The organism is Streptomyces sp. NRRL S-337 (assembly GCF_000720175.1).
Lineage (GTDB): Bacteria > Actinomycetota > Actinomycetes > Streptomycetales > Streptomycetaceae > Streptomyces > Streptomyces siderophoricus.
This window is the reverse complement of record NZ_JOIX01000018.1, coordinates 161,628-179,927: the sequence shown is the minus strand read 5'-3', so window position 1 is coordinate 179,927 and position 18,300 is coordinate 161,628. Positions and strand designations below refer to the sequence as shown.

Here is an 18,300-nt window from a genome sequence, read left to right as displayed (position 1 = left end):
GCAACAGCAGCAACAGCCTTCCGGGGCACCGCAATATGCGGGAAATGCTGGCCAAAACGGCACAGCTTCGGGCAACAGAGGAAATGGCGGCCGGGGTTCCGCGTCCCGCCCGGCGGGCCCGGTGGCACCGCGGCTGCGCCAGCAGGCCGGCACGATCGGTGGTGTCCGCGTCCAGCAGCTGGCCATCATCGAACTCGCCGCCGCACTGGTGCTGGTGGGCTGGTCGATCCACCCGGCCGCGCTGACCGCGGCCGCCGTCGTCGCGGCCGTGCTGGTCGTCTTCGCGCTCGGCCGGCGGCGCAAGATCCCGCTGCCGGAGTGGATCACGACCGTGCGCGCGATGAAGCGCCGCGGCAAGAACAGCACCGCCGCGCTCGCGGCCACCCAGGGCGTCGACCCGGCGATCGCCCCCGTGGTGGAGTGCGAACCGGCCCTGCGCACCTACGAGTACACGACCGAGGCCGATCAGCGGGCCATCGGTTTCGTCGGGGACGGCACGTTCCTGACGGCCATCGTCCAGGTGGACGCCCGCGACGAACCGCTGCGGCCGCAGCGCGGCAGCCACATGTTGCCGCTGGAGGTGCTGCACACCGCCCTGGACATCGAGGACATCCACCTGGAGTCCGTCCAGTTCGTGCAGTACACCCAGCCCGCGCCGGCGCCGCACCTGCCCGAACAGGCCGTGGCGTCCCGCTCGTACGCCCCGCTGCAGGCGCAGTCGCAGACCCCGGCCATCCAGCTGACCTGGATCGCCCTCAAGCTCGACCCGGAGCTGTGCGCGGAGGCCATCGAGGCCCGCGGCGGCGGCATGGAGGGCGCCAAGCGCTCGCTGCTGCGTGCCGCGGACCAGCTCGTCAGCCGGCTGACCGCACACGGCGTGCGGGCCAGGGTGCTCAACGAGCGCGAGGTCACGGCCTCGATCGGCACCGCCGTGTGCGTCAGCCCGCGGGCGGCCAACGGCGCCATGGGCCGCGACGGCCGGGCGGTCCGGCGCACCCAGGAGACCACCCGGGCGATGCGCTGCGACGACCGCTGGCACTCCACGTACTGGATCGGCCGGTGGCCCCAACTGGGCCAGGGCGGCGCGCCGTTGGCGGCCGTCACCCAGCTGCTGACCAGCACCAGGGCGATGGCCAGCACGTTCGCGCTGACCGCCACGCACGGCGGCGGCCGCGCCCCGGCGATCTCGGGTTACATCCGTCTCTCCACCCGCAGTGAGAACGAACTCTCCGCCGCCCAGGATGAGTTGGAGCGCCGTTCCGGTTCCGCGAAGGTCGGGCTGGTCCGCCTCGACCGTGAACAGCTGCCCGGCCTGCTGGCCACGCTCCCCCTCGGAGGTACCCGCTGATGGCCTCGCCCACGTATCAGCCCCGCGTCAACACCAGCAGCGACGGCTGGCGCAATCCCCCCTTGTCAGCGGGTGTCAGTGGCGGTGACGGCCGCCGGCTGTCGCACCAGCCGCGTCCGGAGGAGGAGCAGAACGGCCCGAGCGGGCCCAAGCCCCGGCCCGGTTACGGTCTGCGCGGCCCGCGGCGCAGCCCGCATGTGCTGACCGCCGAGTCGCTGGCCGCGCTGACCCTGCCGGTCGGCGACGACGGCGTGATCATCGGCATCGACCCGCAGAACCAGCCCGCCGTGCTCAGCCTGCTGCGCCCGACCCCGCTGGAGGTCGTCCTCGTCGGCAGCATGTGGATGGCGCAGGTGCTGGCGCTGCGGACGGTCGCCACCGGCGCCCGGGTGGCGGTCGAGACCGCCCGCCCGCCCGCCTGGGGCCAGATGGCGCAGAGCGCGGGCGGTGGCCAGCAGTGCGTGTCCGTCCATGACGTCCGTCAGATCGCGCCCCAGGGGCCGTCGGTTTCCAGCCCCGTGCTGGTCGTACGGGACATGGGTGCGCGGCCGCCGCGCAATCAGCTCGCCCCGAGCCCCTGGCAGTCGGTGCTGACCGTGCTGCCGTTCCTCGGGCCCCGGTCGCCGCAGATGCTCAGCCGTGCCGACCTCGTCGGGCTGCAGCGGCTGTCGCCGGAGGAGGCGGAGGTCGTGACGCGCATCATGCGGCTGCCGGAGCAGGTCGGCGCGGTGCTGCCGACGCTCAGCGACAACGCCATGCTGTGGTGCCGTCGTGACGGTGGTCACCAGTTCGTCATGACCCAGCCCACGGAGGCGGAGACCAACCTGCTGGGCGGCCCGCGCCGTATGGACTGATACCTGAACAAACACCTCCTCCGGCACGGCCGCACGGGCGCATCCACAGGCGTAATCGCCGGGTGCGCCCGTCGGTGTGCCGAAGGGCTTGAAGACGACATGGCACCGACTGCCGTTATGGGCCGACTCTTGATTAGGCTGTGCGCGAGAGCCGCAGGAGCACAGCGCGACGGCAGTCGATACGGGGATGGAGACAGTTAGTGTTGGCGCAACCCCGGGTGGTGTGTTCCGACTTCCGCTACACCCGAACGATCCGCCTGTATCCGGTCCTGCCGTTCAGGTGCGTTGCAGTACACCAGGAGGCACAGTGAACGAGCAGGAGGCTTTCCGTCCGGACGGAAACGATCCTGACGACGACCAGTCCGAGTTCGACCTGACCGGCGAGTTCAAGATCGACTTCGCCGCGCCGGCCTGGTACGCGAGCAACGACACCAGTGGTGGCGGCGTCGGTGCCGCGGCTTCTCCTGCGCCTTCGCCCACCACTCCGCCCGCCGCGGCGCCGCCCGGTCCGCCGACCGGTCAGCCGCTGACCGGGTCGTCCCAGGGCGCACCGGTGCCGGGTCTTCCGCAGCAGGGCGCACCGGCCGTGGACGCCGCACCGCCCGGTTTCCCGACGCTGCGGCCGCAGGGCGCGGACGGGGCCGCTCCGGCCGCCGCCGCTCCCCCGGCCGCGCCGGAGGCTGCCGCGGAGCCCGCGCCGGCCGCGAACGACGCGTCCGACGGCGGCAACAAGCGTTCCGGCACGGGCGTCGACCCGTCGGCCTCCCTCTGGGACGACGACGATGACGACACCGAGCCGGAGCCCGCGGCGACGTCCGGGACGGAGCACGCGGCCGCCGCCCCGGCACCGCAACCGGAGGCCGTGGCCCCCAACTCCCCGGCCGAGGGCGCCGCCCAGGCCGCGGAGGCCGCTCCCCCGGCCCAGCAGGTCCAGTCCGCTCCCGATGCCGTCGCTCAGGGCGCGCAGGCGAGCCAGTCGTCGGTGCCGCAGCAGGCGCAGCCGCAGGGTGCACCCGTACAGGGCGCAGGCGTGCAGAACGCACCCGTGCAGGGCCAGCCGCAGGCTCAGCAGGGTCAGCACGGTCAGCCCCAGCAGGGCGTGCCGCAGGGCGCTCCGCAGCAGCAGGGTGTCCCGCAGCAGGGCGCTCCGTGGGGCGCCGCCGCGGACGGTCAGCAGCAGGGTGTCCCGGGCCAGGCCGTTCCCGGCCAGGGTGTCCCGGGTCAGGCCGTGCCCGGGCAGGGCGTCCCCGGCCAGGGCGGACTGCCGCCGCTGCCACCGGAGTTCCAGCCCGCCGACCCGCGCATGGCGCAGGCCGGTCAGCAGCCACCGGCCCAGCAGGGCCAGCAGCCGCAGCAGGGCGTGCCCCCGCAGGGCCAGCAGCAGATGCCGGCCCAGCAGCAGCCGCAGGCCGGTTACCCGCAGCAGGCCCAGCCCCAGCAGGCCGGGTATCCCCAGCAGGGCCAGCCCGCGCAGCAGCAGGGCGCCTACGGCTATCCGCAGCCCGCGTACGGCTACCCGCAGCAGGGTCAGCAGCAGCACCTCAACGCGGCCGCGCAGCAGCCCGCTTACGGCTACCCGCAGACCGCGGCACAGGGCTACCCCCAGCAGGGCCAGCAGCAGGCCGGTTACGACCCGCACCAGGCGGCCCAGGCACAGCAGGCGGCCCAGGCACAGCAGGCGGCTCAGGCGCAGCAGGCAGCCCAGGCACAGCAGCAGGCACACCAGGCCCAGCAGCAGGCCCAGCAACAGGCGCAGCAGACGCCGTATCAGCCGCTGCCCGGTCAGCAGGCGGACCCCAACGCCGCGGCGAACTACGCGACGTACTCGCAGCCCGGTCAGCAGCAGCCGCAGCGGGCGGCTCCGGGCGCCCCGCTCGGTTACAGCGCGGCGGTCGAGCTGACCTCCGACCGGCTGCTGCGCAACCAGCCCAAGAAGCGCAAGCCGGGCGCCAACGCGCAGCCGTCGAAGTTCAAGCTGGGCGCGAAGAAGGAGCAGGAGGAGCGGCAGCGCAAGCTGGAGCTGATCCGTACGCCGGTGATGTCCTGCTACCGGATCGCGGTGATCAGCCTCAAGGGTGGCGTCGGCAAGACGACGACCACCACGGCGCTGGGCTCCACGCTCGCCTCCGAGCGGCAGGACAAGATCCTCGCGATCGACGCCAACCCGGACGCCGGCACGCTCGGCCGACGGGTGCGCCGCGAGACCGGTGCGACCATCCGTGACCTGGTGCAGTCGATCCCGCATCTGCACAGCTACATGGACATCCGCCGGTTCACCTCACAGGCCCCGTCGGGCCTGGAGATCCTCGCCAACGACGTCGACCCGGCCGTCTCGACGACCTTCAACGACGACGACTACCGGCGGGCGATCGACGTCCTCGGCAAGCAGTACCCGATCATCCTCACCGACTCGGGTACCGGTCTGCTCTACAGCGCGATGCGCGGAGTCCTTGACCTCGCCGACCAGTTGATCATCATCTCCACCCCGTCCGTCGACGGTGCGAGCAGTGCCAGTACGACCCTGGACTGGCTCTCCGCGCACGGCTACGCCGACCTGGTGCAGCGCGGCATCACGGTCATCTCCGGGGTCCGCGAGACCGGCAAGATGATCAAGATCGACGACATCGTGTCGCACTTCGAGACGCGCTGCCGCGGCGTCGTGGTCGTCCCCTTCGACGAGCATCTCGCCGCCGGTGCCGAGGTCGACCTCGACATGATGCGGCCCAAGACCCGCGAGGCGTACTTCAACCTCTCCGCCCTGGTGGCCGAGGACTTCGCGCGGGCCCAGCAGGCGCAGGGGATGTACCCGCAGCAGCAGATGGGCGGCGATCCGTACGCCCAGCAACAGCAGCAGTACGCCGCCCAGCAGGGCCACCCGCAACAGGGGCAGCAGCCGCAACAGGGGCAGCCGCAACAGCACCCGCAGCAGGGCCAGCCGCCGGCCGGCTACCCGCCGCAGCAGGGCGGCTGGACCCAGCAGCCCGCCCAGCCGCCGGCCCACTGGCAGCAGCAACAGCCCGCCCCGGACGCCCCTCAGCCGGACCAGTCCGGCCTGGCCCCGGGCTGGCAGCAGCAGCCGCCTCCGCAGTAGCGCGCGCATCGCTCCGCGCGCACGCGCAGAGCGACCGAGACGGGTTGGGGCCCGGCACCTCCTTGGTGCCGGGCCCCGACCCGTTTGCGATGCCGGGCTGCCGGTCCGGTACGCGATGCCGGACTGCTCCGTGGACGTCGTGAGCGTTGCGAACGGCGTGAGCGGCGTGAGCGGCGTGAGCGGCGTGAAGGTCATGTACGTCGCGCGGGCTGCGACCCCGCGGAAGCCGTCACGCCGATACCGCATGCCGACCCGAACGAGTGAACCATTCCCAGCCGAACTCCGCCTGCTTCCAGCCGAGTTGGCGTACGCCGCAGCGCTGCAGGAGAGCACGGCACCAGCCCCGAACACGCCCCACGCAGCACTACACACGGCCACGGAACACGGCACCCGCAGCACTACACCCGCCCACCCCCCGAAGGGGGGTGGGCGGCGGGGGAAAAAAGTGGTTCGGCGGGAAAACCGACAGGAAAGGCTTCCGTCGGCGGGAAAGCTTCCGCCAGGCCGGCCGTCAGTCAGCCAGCCAGCCAGCCAGCGCCTCAGCCGGCCGCGGCGCGCCTTCAAACCATCAGCCCGGCCGCGACAAGCCCGCAGCAGCCTCAACCGGCCGGGGCGAGCTCAAGGTCTCAACCGGCCTCGGCGCCACGTCCCGTCAGGGCGCCACGTCCCGTCAGTCAGTCAGCCGGCGTCGGCGATGAGGCCGCGGGCCAGTTTCACGTCGACCGCCATCCGGTCCAGCAGTGCGTCGAGGGTGTCGAACTTCTCCTGACCGCGGATGTAGGCGAGGAAGTCCACCCCCACGTGCAGCCCGTACAGGTCCAGCCCGACGCGGTCGATCGCGTACGCCTCGACCGTGCGCACCTTGCCGTCGAACTGCGGGTTGGTGCCGACCGAGATGGCGGCCGGCATCGCCTCGCCCTCGACCTGCAGCAGCCCCGCGTAGACGCCGTCGGCCGGGATCGCCGTGTGCGGCAGGGTTTCGACGTTGGCCGTCGGGAATCCCAACTCACGGCCGCGCTGGGCGCCTCGGACGACGACGCCCTCGACGCGGTGCGGCCGCCCCAGGACCTCCCGCGCACCGGTCACATCGCCCTCGGCGACCAGCCGGCGGGCGAGCGTGGAGGAGAACGGCTCGCCGCCGCCCGCCTCCCCGCGCTCGAAGAGGTCGACGACCTCGACGGTGTAGTCGTAGGTGGTCCCGAGCTCGGCGAGGGCCTCGACGTTGCCGGTCGCCTTGTGGCCGAATCGGAAGTTGGGGCCCTCGACGACGACCTGTGCGTGCAGCTTGTCGACCAGCACCTTGACCACGAAGTCGGCCGGCGAAAGCTTCGAGAACTCCTTGGTGAACGGCAGCACCAGGACCGCGTCGACACCCAGCTCGGTCATCAGCTCCGCACGCCGGTGGTGCGGCGCCAGCAGCGGCGGGTGGGTCCCGGGCCGTACGACCTCGCTCGGGTGCGGGTCGAAGGTGACGACCACCGCCGGGATACCCAGCTCACGGGCGCGCGCGACGGCCTTGCCGATGATCAGTTGGTGGCCGCGGTGCACACCGTCGTACGAGCCGATGGTGACGACGCTGCGTCCCCAACCCTCGGGGATGTCCTCCAAGCCACGCCAGCGCTGCACTCTGCCCGCTCCTCGCCCGAACTCTTGTCAGTCCACTGCGCCACGTCGGCATGGCGCAGGTCTAAGACTGCCATGCCCCGGGTGGTGCTTCGCGCGAAGGGTCACCGGCGACCGCCCGGTGGATCTTCATGGCAGCACCACACCGGCTCCGCCACGGCAGCACCACACCGGCTCCGCCCGTGGGCCGGGTACCCGGCCTCCGTCTCACGGACACCTGACCGCGAGCGCCCAACCTTGGGTGCCCGCGGACGCCTGCGACTACCTGTGGGGGTTTGGGGGCCCTACGGGTGCCTGCGGATGCCTGACCGTCGGCATCCGCGTACGGGCCGGTGGTCAGACCCCAGCCCGATTTTCCCGTACCCGGGCCCGCCCCCGGCCCCGATCTCCGGTACGCGCCCCCGGCCACGGCCTCCGGCTCCAGTCACCCGCACCGTCACCCGCCCCGACTCCCGGCCGCTGTCGTACGGGAGCGGGCTCCCCTCGCCGCGGCGGCCCCCGCCTGATCCGCCGCCCCTCCGCGGAGCCGGCGGGCGAAGCCGGGCAGTCGGCCGGTCAGCTCCGCCAGTTGCCGTTCGAAGCGGGCCGCGCCGCCCGGCGTACCGGCCAGCAGCGCGCCGGTGCGCCGCACCAGGTCACGGGTGCGCTCCGCGGGCCGCCGTTCGCAGCCCTCGGCGGCTGCCCGGAGCAGCGCTTCGAGGACGCTGGTGTCGGTGGTGGCGCCGTGCTCACCCTGGTCCAGGCCGTACGGGCCCCTCTCGTGCTCCTCCTGCGCCAGCAGGGCCTCCAGCAGGTCACCGCGCAGCGCCTCCGAGGCGCCGGAACCGGCCTCCGCCAGTACGTCGGCGAGTGCGCACCGGACCGGCGCCGGGCAGCCGGTGATCAGCTCACCGGCGAACGGACGCAGCGCGGCGCGGGCGGCCGGTCCGCGCTCCAGGCGGTGGGCGACGAATTCCGCGACCGGGCGCGCGGCGCGGTCCGGGCTGTGCCGGGCGTAATCACGGACCAGCGAGGCGGCACGGGCGGCGGTCGCGGGTGCGTCGAGCCCGGCGAGCAGCCGCAGCAGGGCGGCGGCGACCGGTGGCCCTCCGCCTCCGACGAGCCGGGCCCGGAAGGCGGCCAGCACCGGCACGGGGTGCTCGGCCAGCGCACCCGCGAACGCCGTGGGCGGCAGCTGCGGATCTCCCGCGACGAAGCGGGCCAGCGCCCGGGCCAGGTAGCGGGGCCGGCTGACCGGGTCGCCCACGAGGAGCGCCAGCGCCGAGCCGGTACAGGGTCCGTCGAGCGGGCCGGCGAGCGGTTTGTCGAGCGGGCCGGCGAGCAGTTCGTCCTTCGCTTCCTCCTTCACGTCCTCCTTCGCTTCGCCCTCCCCTTCCCCCCTCGCTTCGTCCACTGCCTCCGACTGCGTCTCGTGCGGCGCGCCCTCGGGCCCGGAGAGCAGGTCGAGGGCCGCCCGGCGGAGCAGGGCGCGGTCGACCTCGGTACGGGCGTGGGGCGCGGCGCGCAGGCCGTAGGACGCGGCGGCCGCCCGGCGGCGGGGGCAGGGGTCGTGGGCCCAGCGGGCGACGGCCCGGCAGACCGTCGACGGCTCGTCCTCGGCGAGCGCGCCGAGCAGCTCGTCTCCCCTGGGGTGCGCGGCTGCCACCAGCGCCTCGGCGAGCGCATCGGGCGCCCGCCGGCGGTGGGCGTACAGCAGGGCCTGCGCGGCGGCCGCCACGGTGATCTCGCGCGGCGCCGGTGCGGAGGCGTCCGGCAGGGGTGCTGAGTCGGGAGGCGAAGGCGCGGACGTCCGGGGCGGAGGTACCGGGCTGTGCGCCGGGCGGTGTGACCGTCCCGCGCCCAGGAGGCGGGTGTCGTCGAACCACGTGCAGAGGAGGGGCTGGACGCGCTGCGGGTCGGTGCGGAGCATCCCGGCCGCGGCGTCCAGAAAGCGCGCCGGTGGACCCACCGCTCCGCCGGCCACCCGCCCGTCCGCCGGCACCAGCCGCCGCAGCAGGTCCAGCCGGTCCTCGTCCGCCAGTGCCAGCCGCTCCCAGAACCACGACCCGAACGCGTCCAGTCCGGTGTGCGCGAACCCGCCCGCCCGCAGCGATCGTTCGGTGATCCGATCGGCCAGCAGCCGCAGCACGCCGGTGTACGGCCCGGCGTCGGGGAGCCTGAGCAGGACGCCGGCCAGCAGCTGCCGGGCCCACCGGGGGCCGTCCACGGGCCGTAGGGACGCAACCGCGGCTCCCTCGCCCCACGCACCCGGCCGCAGCCCCGGCCACGGCTCCAGCTCCGGCGCCCCTCCCGGCACAGGCGGCTCGGCCCCTGCGTCCGTAACGTCCGGCGACCGCCCGTCGCACGACTCCCAGGCCCAAGAGTCCCAGGCCCAGGAGTCGCCGTCGCGAGAAGGGCCATCGCAAGAATCGCAGTCGCAAGAGCCGCCGCCCCTGAAGTGACCGTCCCCGGAGTCATCGTCCCCGCGGTCACCGCGGCACGTGAGGAGCGGGGGCTGCGGTACGTCCTCCCCCGGGGCCGGGAGCAGGCCGCCCCCGCGGGACGCCCCGAGTGGTCCCTCGCCGTCCGCCGTCGCCGTCGGTACCAACTCCGCCAGGCGGAAGGCGAGTTGGACCTGCCCTGCCTGCCGGGCGAGCCGGAGGAGGGCCTCGACGACCGGGGCGGGGCGGTGACCGGGGACGGTCAGCAGGTCGAGATCGACGTGGGCACCCTGCAGCCATTCACCGAACTCGTCGTGGGCGAAGCGGTATCCGGGGCCGGCCGGCACCAGCAGGCCCTCGGCGAGCACCGCGGCGGACCAGCCGGCCCGGACCGGGAAGACCTCCTCGAAGGACGGACGGTCCAACGCGCCCTCCACGGACGCGAGGCAGCGGCGGGCGGCCTCGTGCACCTGGCCGGCGACCTGGGCGGCCAGCCTGCGCACCGCGGTGCCCCGCGGCGCGGGCCGGTACCCGGCGGCGATGCGTACGGCGATCCGCAGCGACATCAGGTCCAGGTAGGCGTCGAAGATCTGGTGGCGGTCCGGCGCGCCGAGCAGCTCCCCGTCCGGCTCGCCGCCCGTCTCCCCGTTCCCGCGTTCCGCCCCGGCCCGGCCTCCTCCCCCGGCCAGCTCCTCCCGTAGCTCCGCCAGCAGCCGCAGCGTCAGCGGGTGGCGGGCGTCCGGGGCGGCGGGGGCGCCGGGCGGCAGGCCGTAGCGTTCCCGGGCGCGCTCGGCCGCCCTCTCGGGGAGGTCGCCGATCGCCACGCAGTCGGGGAGGGCGGGCGCCGCACCGCCCGGCAGCGGCCGGTGCAGCAGCCCCGGCGGGAAGAGCGCTCCGGCTCGTTCCCAATAGGTGGGGCGGCAGGCGATGACCAGTTGGACGCGGGCGGTGCGCAGCCAGTGGGCCGTCGCGGCGGTCCACTCGGCCAGCCGCTCGTGCCGGGCCAGGGCCGCCGGCATCTCCTCCGGGCCGTCGAGCAGCACCAGCAGTGGTCGGCCGGTGCCGGCGGCGAGCGCGGCGACGGTCTCGGGGGTGGCGTCCGTCGGGTCGCCCGCCGTACGTCCCGAGGCGACGAGGGTCCGGCCCGCGGAGCGCAGCGCGCGCCCCACCGCGCTGCGCAGGCCCTCGTCGCCGGCCCGCAGGTCGGCGCCGCGCAGCCGGACGGTGGGGGCCGGCAGCCCGCCGGCCGACCGGCGCGCCGCCAGCCGGGCCAGCTCCGTGCTCCGCCCGGTGCCCGAGCCGCCCACCAGAGCCAGCACACGCGCCCCGGACGCCCCGGACGCCGCCTCCGTGAAGCGGGTCAACTCTCCCTGTACCTCGGGGCGTTCGACCGGGTCGGGGCCCGGCCCGGCGGCTGACGGGCTCGCGGAGAGGGCCGTGAGCCGCAGCACCCCGGCGGGGTTCAGTTCGCTGCCGTACGCGGGGACGGTCGCCGCGTTGCGCGCCAGCAGGGCAGCCAGCGGGCGCCCGGGCGCGGCCTCGGCGACCGCGCGCAGCGGGACGGCGAGACCGCCGGCCCGGCGGCCGGCGTGCAGTGCGCTGCCCAGGACGCCGAGCACCACACCGGTCCGGCCGTCGAGCACCGGCCCGCCGATCGCGGGCCCGCCCAGCCGCAGTGCCTCCCGGCCGCCCGCGCACAGTGCCAGCTCCAGGACGTGGTCGAGGTGGTGGACACGGTCGCCGGCGGTGTACGTGACGCCCGAGGCGGGGCCGACGACCGTGCCGTCCAGCCAGCCGCCCGCCCAGAGCCGGGCCGGTGCGCCCGCGTCCGGCCGTGCCGTGCCGATCGGCAGAGGGCGGAGCCGGTCCGGGCGGAAGCCGGTGGTCCGGATGAGTGCGAGCCCGCTTCCGGGGAGGGGGGTGATGGCGCTCGGCTCCACCGGGCGGGTCCATGCGGTGGCCGCCCCGCCGGTGGCCGTGACCGGCCGCATGGGCTGGAGCACCAGTCCGGCCGCGCCGTCCACCGCCTCGTGGCTGGTGACCACCGTGCCTTCGTGGTCCGCGAGGAATCCCGTTCCGCGGGTGTGACCTGCCAGATCGCGGATCCGCACCAGTGCGGTGTCCGCATCGGCATCCAGCAACGCCATTGCCGATCCTTCCCGCCGGTACCGTCCTCCGAACGGTAAGCAGGCCGTGATCGTCCTGGCAGGGTGTGCGGCGAACGCGCCCCCGTCCACGCCTTGATTCACTCCGAGCGCCTCACCGAATGAGTGAATGCCCGAGGTGCGCTGGATAGAGATCAAGAGGAGGGGGATGGTGGAGCGCGGACCGGCACCGTGTCTGCCGGGCGGCCCGCGTTCCACCACCCCTCCCGGAAGCCGGGTTTCCGGCTCTCCCGGATACCGGGATTCCGGTCCGGCTCCCAGGGGTCAGATGGCGAAGACCGCCAGGCTCTTGGCCTTCCCGCCCTGGTTCTCCACCAGCGCCAGGAACCGCCCGTCGGGCCCGAAGGCCGCAACCGGCCCGTCGGCCTCGAAGCGCGGCATCGGGATCCGCGCGCCGTTCAGCAGCAGCCGGGACTGTGCCTCGGTGACGTCCCAGCGGGTGAAGGCCGCGTCCGCCGCCTCACCGACCGGCATGATCGGCAGCCCGCCGCCCTCGGGGGCGTCCACCGCGGCCTGCAGCTGCTCCAGGGTCTGCGCCCGGTCCAGCTTGTAGGGCCCGACGCGGGTGCGGCGCAGCGCGGTCAGATGGCCGCCGACGCCGAGACCGGCGCCCAGGTCGCGGGCCAGGGCGCGGATGTACGTACCGGAGGAGCACTCGACGGAGACCAGCAGGTCGGTCACCGGCGTGCCGTCCTCCGCCTCGGTCTCGTGCGCGGAGTGCACCACGAACGAGGAGACGGTGACCGGGCGGGCCGGGATCTCCACGTCCTCGCCGTCGCGCACCCGGGAGTACGACCGCTTGCCGTTGATCTTGATGGCACTGACCTTGGAGGGCACCTGCATGATCGCGCCCGACAGCAGCGCGACCCCGGAGTCGATGTCCTCGCGGGCGAGGCCGTGCGCCGCCTTGGACGCGGTGATCTCGCCCTCGGCGTCATCGGTGACCGTGTTCTGGCCCAGCCGGACGGTGCCGACGTATTCCTTCTCCGTCAGCGCCAGGTGGCCGAGGAGCTTGGTGGCCCGCTCCAGGCCGAGGACGAGCACGCCGGTGGCCATCGGGTCGAGGGTGCCGGCATGGCCGACCCTGCGGGTGCGGGCCATACCGCGCATCTTCGCCACCACGTCGTGCGAAGTGAAGCCGGCCGGCTTGTCGACGATGATCAGGCCGCCCGGCTTGTTGCTCTCACGCTTCATTCTTACGCGGTGCCCTCGTCATCCTCGTCGTCGCCGGGCTTGCGGTACGGATCGGCCTCGCCGGCGTACTTGGCGCCCGAGGAGACCTCCCGGACCTTGGCGTCCGAGGCCCGTGCCTTGTCGAGGAGGTCCTCGATGGTCTTGGCGTTCTCCGGCAGGGCGTCCGCCACGAACGCCAGGGTCGGCGTGAACTTCGTGCCGGCCGCGGCACCGACCGCGGAGCGCAGCATGCCCTTGGCACTCTCCAGCCCGGCGGCGGCGCTCGCCCGGTCCTCGTCGTCGCCGTAGACCGTGTAGAAGACCGTAGCCTCCCGCAGGTCGCCGGTGACCCGGGTGTCCGTGATGGTCACGTGTGAGCCGAGCCGCGGGTCCTTGATGCCGCGCTGCAGCTTCTGGGCGACCACCTCCCGGATGAGGTCCGCCAGCTTCTTCGCCCGCGCATTGTCGGCCACTGGTCCGTCTCCTTCTTGTCTTCCACAATTGTGCTTCCACCGGCGGCGACCTGCCCCGTCATCAGGTCAGTCGTCGTCGCCGTGCAGCCGTCGGCGTACCGACAGCAGCTCCACTTCGGGCCGTGCGGCGACCAGGCGCTCGCAGCGGTCCATGACATCGGTGAGGTGCCCGACGTCCCCGGACACCGCCGCCAGGCCGATGGTGGCCCTGCGGTACAGATCCTGGTCCCCGACCTCCGCCACGCTCACCGCGAATTTGCGGTGGAGTTCGGAGACGATCGGGCGGACGACGGAGCGCTTCTCCTTCAGCGACCGTACGTCGCCGAGAAGCAGGTCGAAGGACAGCGTCCCTACGTACATGCAAGCCGGGTCAAGCCACCCGTGGGGCCTTGGGGGCACCTCCCGGCATGGGCCGGGGGTGTGCGTGTCAGTTCGAACCGTACACGCAACGGCCGGGGCCGATCGACGGAGTTTCTTCCGCCGACCGGCCCCGAAAGGACGCTGCGTGATCAGCCGCGCGGCTTCTCGCGCATCTCGTACGTCGCGATGACGTCGTCGACCTTGATGTCGTTGAAGTTCCCGAGGTTGATACCACCCTCGAAGCCTTCGCGGATCTCGGTGACGTCGTCCTTGAAGCGACGCAGACCGTCGATGTTGAGGTTCTCCGCGACCACCTTGCCGTCGCGGATGAGGCGCGCCTTGGTGTTGCGCTTGACCTCGCCGGAGCGGATGAGAACACCCGCGATGTTGCCCAGCTTGGACGACTTGAAGACCTCGCGGATCTCCGCCGTACCGAGCTCGACCTCTTCGTACTCCGGCTTGAGCATGCCCTTGAGGGCCGCCTCGATCTCCTCGATCGCCTGGTAGATGACCGAGTAGTACCGGACGTCGACGCCCTCGCGCTCGGCCATCTGCGTGGCGCGGCCCTCGGCCCGCACGTTGAAGCCGATGACGATCGCGTCGGAGCCGGACGCCAGGTTGATGTCGGTCTCCGTGACCGCACCGACGCCGCGGTGCAGCACCCGGATGTCGACCTCTTCGCCGACGTCGAGCTGGAGCAGCGAGGACTCCAGGGCCTCGACGGAACCAGAAGCGTCACCCTTGATGATGAGGTTGAGCTGCTGGACCTCGCCGGCCTTGAGCACCTTGTCCAGGTCCTCCAGGGAGACCCGGCGGGTGCGCTTGGCGAAGGCCGCGTTGCGCTCGCGCGCCGCGCGCTTCTCGGCGATCTGGCGGGCCGTGCGGTCCTCGTCGACGACCAGGAAGTTGTCGCCGGCGCCCGGGACGTTGGTCAGACCCAGGACCAGGACGGGGGTCGACGGACCCGCTTCCTCGACGTTGTTGCCCTTGTCGTCGAACATCGCACGGACACGGCCGTACGCGTCACCGGCGACCATCGTGTCACCGACGCGGAGGGTACCGCGCTGGACGAGGACGGTGGCCACGGCGCCGCGGCCGCGGTCGAGGTGGGCCTCGATCGCAATACCCTGCGCGTCCTGCTCGGCATTGGCCCGCAGGTCGAGCGCGGCGTCCGCGGTGAGGACCACGGCCTCCAGCAGCGACTCGATGTTGAGCCCCTGCTTGGCGGAGATGTCGACGAACATGGTGTCGCCGCCGTACTCCTCGGCCACCAGGCCGTACTCGGTCAGCTGACCGCGCACCTTGGTCGGGTCGGCGCCCTCGACGTCGATCTTGTTGACCGCGACCACGATCGGCACGTCGGCCGCCTTGGCGTGGTTCAGGGCCTCGATCGTCTGCGGCATGACACCGTCGTTGGCCGCCACCACGAGGATCGCGATGTCGGTCGACTTGGCACCACGGGCACGCATGGCGGTGAACGCCTCGTGACCGGGGGTGTCGATGAAGGTGATGCGCCGCTCTTCGTCGTTGACCTCGGTCGCGACCTGGTAGGCACCGATGTGCTGGGTGATGCCGCCGGCCTCGCCCGCGATGACGTTCGTCTTGCGGATCGCGTCGAGCAGTCGGGTCTTACCGTGGTCGACGTGACCCATGACGGTCACCACCGGCGGACGCGCGACGAGCATGTCCTCGCCGCCCTCGTTCTCACCGAAGTCGATGTCGAAGGACTCGAGAAGCTCGCGGTCCTCCTCCTCCGGGCTGACGATCTCGACGACGTAGTTCATCTCGTCGGCGAGCAGCTGCAGCGTCTCGTCGGAGACCGACTGGGTCGCGGTGACCATCTCGCCCAGGTTCAGCATGACCTGGACCAGCGACGCCGGGTTGGCGTTGATCTTCTCGGCGAAGTCCGTCAGCGAGGCACCGCGCGACAGGCGAACCGTCGCACCGTTGCCGCGCGGCAGCATGATGCCGCCGACCGACGGGGCCTGCATGGCCTCGTACTCCTGACGGCGCTGCCGCTTCGACTTGCGGCCGCGACGCGCCGGACCGCCGGGACGGCCGAACGCACCCTGCGTGCCACCACGGCCACCGGGACCGCCGGGACGACCGGCGAAGCCGGGACGACCGCCGAAGCCGCCGCCACCGCCGCCGGGGCCACCGCCACCGGGACGACCGGCGAAGCCGCCGCCGGCACCGGGACGACCGCCGCCGCCACCACCGGGACGACCGGCGAAGCCGCCGCCACCGGGACGACCGCCGCCGCCGGGACGACCGGCACCGCCGGGACCGCGACCGCCGCCGCCACCGGGGCCCGGACGCGGGCCGGCAGCCGGACGCTGCGGCATCATGCCCGGGTTCGGACGGTTACCGCCGCCGGGACGCGGGCCGGCACCGCCGGGGGCCGCACCCTGCGGACGGGGCATACCACCGGGGGTCGGACGCGCGCCGCCCTGGCCCTGGGGACGGGGGCCGCCCTGGCCGCCGCCCTGCGGACGCGGGCCGCCGGGACCACCCTGGCCGCCGGGACGCGGCGCGCCACCGGGACGGGGGGCCTGCGGACGGGCCATGCCCGTGGAGCCACCGGAGGTGAAGGGGTTGTTACCCGGACGCGGGCCGGACGGACGACCGCCGGGACGCGCGGCCGGACGCTCGCCACCGGGGCGCGGGGCGTTGCCACGGCCCTGACCACCCTGACCGGGACCGGGCGCCGGACGGGCCGGGCGCGGGCCGGGGGTGGCAGCGGGACGGGGGGCCGACGGGGCGGCCGGGGGCGCCTGGAACTCGGGCTGCGCGGGCGCGGCCTGAGCAGGCTTGGGGGTTGCCGGGCGCGCCGGGGCGGGGCGCGGACCCGGAGCGGGGGTGGTGCTCTTGGGGGCCGCGGGGGCCGGCGCCTCGGAGGCGGCCGGAGCCGGGGCCGCGGGGCCCGGCTTGGGGGCACCCGGCTTGGGGGCAGCAGGACGAGCCGCCTGCGCCGGGGAGGGCGCCGACGGCTTCGCGGGGGCCGACTTGCGCGGCGCCGCGGGCTTCCCGGCGGCGCGGCCGTTGCCACTGCCTGCCTGGAAAGCGTCGGTCAACTTGCGAACAACCGGCGCCTCGATCGTCGAGGACGCCGAACGGACGAATTCACCAAGTTCTTGGAGCTTGGCCATGACGACCTTGCTCTCCACGCCGAACTCCTTGGCGAGTTCGTATACCCGGACCTTAGCCACTTCGCTCCTTCTAGGTCCGGGGTGTCCACCGGACCGTCGCTACTTCATGGGCGTACTCATCGCGTACTCATCGAGTGCTCATCGCAATCTCGACCTACTTCCGACTCGCGAGGTACCTGACCGCACGGTTTTCCGTGCGCTGTGCGTTCTTGCTGTGCGTTGTTGCAGTGGGCGGCTTCAACCGGCGTGCCGTTCGAGGAACCGACGAACGTCCGTCGTGTCGAACGGCCCCCGGCCCCGAAAGGCCCGGGGAAACGCCCGGCGGCGGACCGCCAGGTCGAGGCAGACCAGTGTCGGGTGCACGTATGCACCCCGGCCGGGCAGCGTACCGCGAGGATCAGGGGCACACTCACCCTCGATCTCCACGATGCGCAGCAAATCGCCCTTGGCCGTCCGCTCCCGGCATCCCAGACATGTGCGCTCAGGGCATGCGCGGGCATGCGTCCGGCCAGACACTGCTTAAGTCTACCTCCCCGCGTCGACCGCACCCCGATGGGGTAAGGGCCGAACGGTTGCTCAGAATTCCCGTCGGAGGTCCGCGGCGCCACCAATTTTTCCGTGGGCCGCGGCTCCGGCGGCTACGACGTGTGATCCCCGGCCTGCGAGGCGTGCTCGGTGTCCGGCCGGATGTCGATCCGCCATCCGGTGAGCCGGGCCGCCAGACGGGCGTTCTGGCCTTCCTTGCCGATGGCCAGTGACAGCTGGTAATCGGGGACGGTGACCCGGGCGGAGCGTGCCGCCAGGTCCACGACCTCGACCTTGCTGACCCGGGCCGGCGACAGCGCGTTGGCGACCAGGTCGGCGGGGTCGTCCGACCAGTCCACGATGTCGATCTTCTCGCCGTTGAGCTCGGCCATCACGGCCCGCACCCGCCCGCCCATGGGGCCGATGCACGCACCCTTGGCGTTCAGCCCCGACCGCGTCGAGCGCACGGCGATCTTCGTGCGGTGCCCGGCCTCGCGGGCGATGGCGGCGATCTCCACCGACCCGTCCGCGATCTCCGGCACCTCCATGGCGAAGAGCTTCTTCACCAGGTTGGGGTGGGTGCGCGACAGCGTCACCGACGGGCCGCGCACGCCCTTGACCACCCGGACGACGTACGACCGCAGCCGGGTGCCGTGGGTGTACTCCTCACCGGGGACCTGTTCCTGCACCGGCAGGATGGCCTCCAGCTTGCCGATGTCGACCAGGACGTTCTTGGGGTCCTTGCCCTGCTGGACGACGCCGGTGACGACGTCGCCCTCCCGCCCGGCGTACTCGCCGAACGTGATCTCCTCCTCGGCGTCCCGCAGCCGCTGCAGGATGACCTGCTTGGCGGTGGTCGCCGCGATCCGCCCGAAGCCGGACGGGGTGTCGTCGAACTCACGCGGCTCGGCACCCTCCTCCAGGTCCTCGGGGTCCTCCTTCGCCCACACCGTCACATGGCCGGTGTTGCGGTCCAGCTCCACCCGCGCCCGCCGGCGGCTGCCCTCGGTGCGGTGGTATGCGATGAGGAGGGCCGACTCGATCGCCTCGACCAGCAGGTCGAACGAGATCTCCTTCTCCCGCACCAGCCCCCGCAGGGCACTCATGTCGATGTCCACG

The 18,300-nt window shown here is 73.3% G+C and carries 11 protein-coding genes; 3 read left to right on the top strand and 8 right to left on the bottom strand.

Translation table 11 applies throughout. The features are described from left to right. The first annotated feature begins 121 nt into the window (after positions 1 to 121). The 3 genes from eccE (at position 122) to IG62_RS0116315 (ending at position 5,293) form a co-directional block, all read left to right on the top strand. Positions 122 to 1,348, top strand: a complete 1,227-nt coding sequence (eccE, locus tag IG62_RS0116325) for a type VII secretion protein EccE (RefSeq protein ID WP_030802599.1) — start codon at positions 122 to 124, stop codon at positions 1,346 to 1,348. Then, on the top strand, positions 1,348 to 2,202 hold the full coding sequence (locus IG62_RS0116320; RefSeq protein ID WP_030802591.1) for a hypothetical protein: 855 nt from the start codon (positions 1,348 to 1,350) through the stop codon (positions 2,200 to 2,202). The genes eccE and IG62_RS0116320 overlap by 1 nt, the downstream gene beginning before the upstream one ends. A gap of 307 nt (positions 2,203 to 2,509) precedes the next feature. Beyond that, positions 2,510 to 5,293, top strand: coding sequence for an SCO5717 family growth-regulating ATPase (locus IG62_RS0116315; protein WP_030802590.1), 2,784 nt, complete (start codon positions 2,510 to 2,512; stop codon positions 5,291 to 5,293). 678 nt (positions 5,294 to 5,971) lie between these two features. On the opposite strand, the gene IG62_RS0116310 is transcribed toward IG62_RS0116315, so the two are convergent. The 8 genes from IG62_RS0116310 to nusA all read right to left on the bottom strand — a co-directional run bounded on the left by IG62_RS0116310 (position 5,972) and on the right by nusA (position 18,299). Next, entirely contained in the window at positions 5,972 to 6,919 is a 948-nt protein-coding gene (locus IG62_RS0116310; RefSeq protein WP_030802587.1) for a bifunctional riboflavin kinase/FAD synthetase, read from the bottom strand. Between the two features lie 433 nt (positions 6,920 to 7,352). After that, the gene (locus IG62_RS41945; RefSeq protein ID WP_037838414.1) at positions 7,353 to 11,483 is read right to left on the bottom strand and encodes a serine protease; all 4,131 of its coding nucleotides are present in this window, start codon (positions 11,481 to 11,483) and stop codon (positions 7,353 to 7,355) included. A gap of 282 nt (positions 11,484 to 11,765) precedes the next feature. After that, a complete protein-coding gene (gene truB / locus IG62_RS0116300) occupies positions 11,766 to 12,695 on the bottom strand; it encodes a tRNA pseudouridine(55) synthase TruB (RefSeq protein WP_030802583.1) in 930 nt (309 codons plus the stop codon). 2 nt (positions 12,696 to 12,697) lie between these two features. Next, positions 12,698 to 13,147: a 30S ribosome-binding factor RbfA gene (rbfA, locus tag IG62_RS0116295; RefSeq protein WP_030802580.1), complete on the bottom strand. Its 450-nt coding sequence runs from the start codon at positions 13,145 to 13,147 to the stop codon at positions 12,698 to 12,700. Between the two features lie 66 nt (positions 13,148 to 13,213). Further along, positions 13,214 to 13,507 carry a DUF503 domain-containing protein gene (locus IG62_RS0116290; protein WP_030802576.1) on the bottom strand — a complete coding sequence of 98 codons (294 nt, stop codon included), beginning with the start codon at positions 13,505 to 13,507 and terminating at the stop codon, positions 13,214 to 13,216. A 149-nt stretch (positions 13,508 to 13,656) separates the two neighbouring features. Then, positions 13,657 to 16,716, bottom strand: a complete 3,060-nt coding sequence (gene infB, locus IG62_RS44740; protein ID WP_078872031.1) for a translation initiation factor IF-2 — start codon at positions 16,714 to 16,716, stop codon at positions 13,657 to 13,659. A gap of 177 nt (positions 16,717 to 16,893) precedes the next feature. Further along, entirely contained in the window at positions 16,894 to 17,172 is a 279-nt protein-coding gene (locus tag IG62_RS44735) for a YlxR family protein (RefSeq protein WP_078872030.1), read from the bottom strand. A 122-nt stretch (positions 17,173 to 17,294) separates the two neighbouring features. Next, entirely contained in the window at positions 17,295 to 18,299 is a 1,005-nt protein-coding gene (nusA, locus tag IG62_RS0116280; RefSeq protein ID WP_030802569.1) for a transcription termination factor NusA, read from the bottom strand. Position 18,300: the final 1 nt, after the last annotated feature.

Coding starts and splice junctions, on each gene's coding strand:
- IG62_RS0116320 (WP_030802591.1), top strand. CDS start 1,348: ATGGCCTCGCCCACGTATCAGCCCCGCGTCAACACCAGCAGCGACGGC.
- IG62_RS41945 (WP_037838414.1), bottom strand. CDS start 11,483: ATGGCGTTGCTGGATGCCGATGCGGACACCGCACTGGTGCGGATCCGC.
- truB (WP_030802583.1), bottom strand. CDS start 12,695: ATGAAGCGTGAGAGCAACAAGCCGGGCGGCCTGATCATCGTCGACAAG.
- IG62_RS0116290 (WP_030802576.1), bottom strand. CDS start 13,507: ATGTACGTAGGGACGCTGTCCTTCGACCTGCTTCTCGGCGACGTACGG.